This window comes from Pseudomonas sp. CM25 (assembly GCF_013179705.1).
Taxonomy (GTDB): domain Bacteria; phylum Pseudomonadota; class Gammaproteobacteria; order Pseudomonadales; family Pseudomonadaceae; genus Aquipseudomonas.
In genome coordinates this window covers 1-3,181 of sequence record NZ_JABMCW010000478.1, presented here as the reverse complement: position 1 = coordinate 3,181, position 3,181 = coordinate 1, and the positions used below count along the sequence as shown (strand labels likewise).

The 3,181-nt window shown below is 63.0% G+C and carries 5 protein-coding genes and 1 pseudogene; 3 read left to right on the top strand and 3 right to left on the bottom strand.

Annotated features, from left to right (window positions below):
• The coding region (locus tag HP546_RS28155; protein WP_218584644.1) for a TorF family putative porin at window positions 1-175 on the top strand (175 nt) is incomplete at its 5' end.
• Here the strand turns inward: HP546_RS28155 and HP546_RS28150 are convergent.
• Window positions 172-1,044: a DMT family transporter gene (locus tag HP546_RS28150; RefSeq protein ID WP_172232469.1), complete on the bottom strand. Its 873-nt coding sequence runs from the start codon at window positions 1,042-1,044 to the stop codon at window positions 172-174. The two genes, HP546_RS28155 and HP546_RS28150, sit on opposite strands and share 4 nt — an antisense overlap.
• 197 nt (window positions 1,045-1,241) lie before the next feature.
• Window positions 1,242-1,652, bottom strand: coding sequence for a RidA family protein (locus HP546_RS28145; RefSeq protein ID WP_172232466.1), 411 nt, complete (start codon window positions 1,650-1,652; stop codon window positions 1,242-1,244).
• A 222-nt stretch (window positions 1,653-1,874) separates the two neighbouring features.
• Here HP546_RS28145 and HP546_RS28140 point away from each other — a divergent pair, with 222 nt between their 5' ends.
• Entirely contained in the window at window positions 1,875-2,195 is a 321-nt protein-coding gene (locus HP546_RS28140) for a hypothetical protein (RefSeq protein WP_172232463.1), read from the top strand.
• 46 nt (window positions 2,196-2,241) lie between these two features.
• On the opposite strand, the gene HP546_RS28135 is transcribed toward HP546_RS28140, so the two are convergent.
• Window positions 2,242-2,454, bottom strand: a complete 213-nt coding sequence (locus tag HP546_RS28135) for a PLD nuclease N-terminal domain-containing protein (protein ID WP_172232460.1) — start codon at window positions 2,452-2,454, stop codon at window positions 2,242-2,244.
• Window positions 2,455-2,724: 270 nt separating this feature from the next.
• On the opposite strand from HP546_RS28135, the pseudogene HP546_RS28130 reads away from it, so the two are divergent.
• Window positions 2,725-3,181 (top strand): annotated as a pseudogene (locus HP546_RS28130) (GlxA family transcriptional regulator); the annotation flags it as partial.

Below are 3,181 nucleotides of genomic sequence, written 5' to 3'. Positions count from 1 at the left end.
GGTCAGTGGGTTCTCCGACTGGTCGCTGGAGCTGTCGCGGCCTTGGCTTGGCATCGACCTCAACCTCATCTACAGCAACTCCAACCTCAGTGGCGACGGGTGTGACGCATACTCGGGCATCAACACCTATTGCGACAGCGTGGTCACGCTCAAGGCGCAGCGCAGTTTCTTTTAACGGCGCGGCGCCAGTGCCAGGGCGATACCCCCCAGCACCACAACGCAGGCCACCAGCAGGCGCACCGACAGCGGTTCACCAATCAGCACAACCCCACCCAGTGCGGCAATGACCGGCACGCTCAGCTGCATGGTCGCTGCCTGTTGCGCAGTGACCTGCCTGACCACGCCATACCACACCGCATAACCCGCGCCAGATGCCAGCACGCCGGAGCCCAGGGCATACAACCAACCCGGCGTGGTGAGGTGTGGGCCTGCGCTCAGCAGCAGCATCGGTGTCAACAGCACCAGCCAGGGCAAACTACGCATGAAGTTGCCGGCAGTGTCGGCCAATGGCCTGGGCGAGCCTTTGCCCAGCAGCGTGTACACCCCCCAGGCGACGCCGGACAAAGCCATGAGCAAGGCACTGGGCAAGGGTGGCGCCTCGGCCCCGGGCAGCAGCAGCACCAGCAGGCCGGCAAAGGCGATCAGCATCCCCAGCAACATGCGCACGGTGATGTGTTCGCCCTTGTACCAGGCGAACCCGAACATGGTGATCTGCACGGCGCCGAACAGCAGCAAGGCACCTGCACCTGCGCCCAGTTGCAGGTACGCGGCAGAAAACAGGAACGCGTACAGGAACAGAGCCAGACCGCCCCGCCAGCTGCCGCCCATGGCGAGCACCGGCCGACGCAGGCGGAGCAACAACAGCAGGAACAACGCACCACTGGCCAGGCGTACCACCGTGAACGATGCCGGGTCGATGGCCCCGTCCTTCAGCGCCAGCCGGCAGAACACCGAATTGGCGGCGAAGGCCACCAGGCTGAACAATGCAGGCCAGAGCCAGGAACGGGCCTTGCGGTTGGTAAGCGTGGTGGTGCCGGTGCTCATGGTGGGGTCACCTCTGAGGGGGAACTGTTGTTGTAGCGGGGATGCTGGCAGGACCTGCGTCGATATACAACAGATGGGGTTTTGGCGCTTGGTTGGCCGGCGGGCCCGATGGTCAGGCACCCGGATAGCATCAGGGCTTACAGGCGCTGAAAATGCTGTGCAAGCACCTGTAAGCCCTGATGCAACGCCCCAAAGTCCTAGCCCGCTGCCACAGCGTCGATCTCCACCAGCATGCCGTCCAGCGCCAGCCGGGGCACCGGTATGAGTGTGCAAGTCGGCTTCATGTTCGGCCCCCAGGCCTCGTCGGCCGCGGCCACCCATTCGCGCAGCCGTGCTTGCGAATGCTCGACCACCAGCAGTGTCAACTTGACGACCTGGGCCAAGCCGGCGCCTTTCGAAACCAGGGCCAGCTCAAGGTTGGCCAGCGCCTGGCGCGCCTGTTCGGCGAACACGGGCGACAACGCGCCGTCGCGGTCCTCCCCGCCCTGGCCGGCGATAAACAGCAGGCGGCTGCCGGCACGCACCTCGGCAACGTGGGAATACGCGTTGCTACTGGGGTCGTAGAGGCCTTCTGGGTTGCTTAGCTGGAATGCACTTGATGGGGTCACGACAAGCCCTCGTTCAGTTGAAAGAGTGGCGGAGTATCGGACCTTAAGTTAACTCGAGGTCAAGCCCGGAAAGGCGGGGACGCTCGCCAGGCAAGCCTCGTGATGTAGGACGTTTCGCACAACGTGGCAGCTTCCGTAAACCACGCGTGTGTTTGCGCCGTCGTTGACAGGCGCTAGATTGCCCATCCCGGCACGGAGGCCTGCATGCAACAAGGAAACCCCATGAGCAAACATGACTTTCAACTCGCCTACACCATCAAGCCGCGCGACCCGGATGAAGATGAATACAATGCCGCGCAGGCACGCCAGCGCCTGCGGGAAAACATTGGCCTGGACACCGTGGAGCATATCGAGACCACACTGCTGGGCTGGGTACAGCTCGCCAGCCTTTCCAAGGCGGACAAAGCCCTTGAAGCGGAGCGGGTTATCCGCGAGCGCATTCATGCAGAACTCAAACAGCTGCGAGTACTGTCGAGCGTAAAATTCTACGGCTGCCTGATGGTCGACGGCCTGGGCCCGGCGATCCGCTTCAACATCGTCTAGCTTGCGGCGCGGCATCGGGCGCCCCTGCGCCTGATGCCGACGATGCTCACTTCTCTTCCAGCACTACCCTGCCCTTCACCGCCCGCGGCCCGCGCAAGGCCCAAACCAGCAGACCGATGACAGGTGCGTAAACCACGAACACGATCCACAGCATCTTGCGCTCGGCGCGCCGCTCACTGCCGATGATGTGCCAGATGGCCCATACTTCAAGCAGGATCACCGCGATTGCAACGAGGAACCAGATTGTTCCGATTTCCATGAGCATCCTCCCATTGGCATGTACTGGCTTAGGTGGCAGCGAGCGCCAAGGGTTCAGACGGATTTGCCTGCCTTGAGGCTCCACGCCGGCAAGCCAGCTTCTTCAAGTAAAGCACCAGACGCTGGCTTTGTGCAGTTCATGTGGGCGCTGGTTGCCACACCAGGCCGCTTGCCTGAACACGACCTGCAATACGTCACAACCACCCGGAAAGTTGTCTTTCCCCCGGCCAGCCCCCACACTCTCCAGGCCAGCCAGGAAGCGGAGTCCAGAGTGCCCACGCCACGCCAGTTCAGCAAGAAGACCAGTACCAGCAACATGCTGCGGCTGAAAACCAGCAGCGCCAATGCCCAGGCCCCCTATCGGGTCGATTTCATCCTGCTCGAACACTTCTCGATGGCCAGCTTCACCGTGGCCATGGACGTGCTGGTCACAGCCAACCTGCTGCGTGCCGACAGCTTCCAGTTCACCGCGCTGTCGCTGGACGGCGACCGGGTACTCAGCGACCTGGGGCTGGAGCTGGTGGCCACCGAGCTGTCTGCCGAGGCGTTGAAGGAACTTGACCTGCTGGTTGTCTGCGGCGGCTTGCGCACACCGTTGAAGTACCCGCAACTCGACCGCCTGCTAGATGACAGTGCCGCTCACGGCATGGCCTTGGGCGGCCTGTGGAACGGCGCGTGGTTCCTGGGTCGCGCCGGGGTGCTGGACGATTATGGCTGCAGCATTCACC

Excerpts from the sequence above, each read along its gene's own strand:
- HP546_RS28140 (WP_172232463.1), top strand. The coding sequence starts at position 1,875 with ATGAGCAAACATGACTTTCAACTCGCCTACACCATCAAGCCGCGCGAC.
- HP546_RS28150 (WP_172232469.1), bottom strand. The coding sequence starts at position 1,044 with ATGAGCACCGGCACCACCACGCTTACCAACCGCAAGGCCCGTTCCTGG.
- HP546_RS28135 (WP_172232460.1), bottom strand. The coding sequence starts at position 2,454 with ATGGAAATCGGAACAATCTGGTTCCTCGTTGCAATCGCGGTGATCCTG.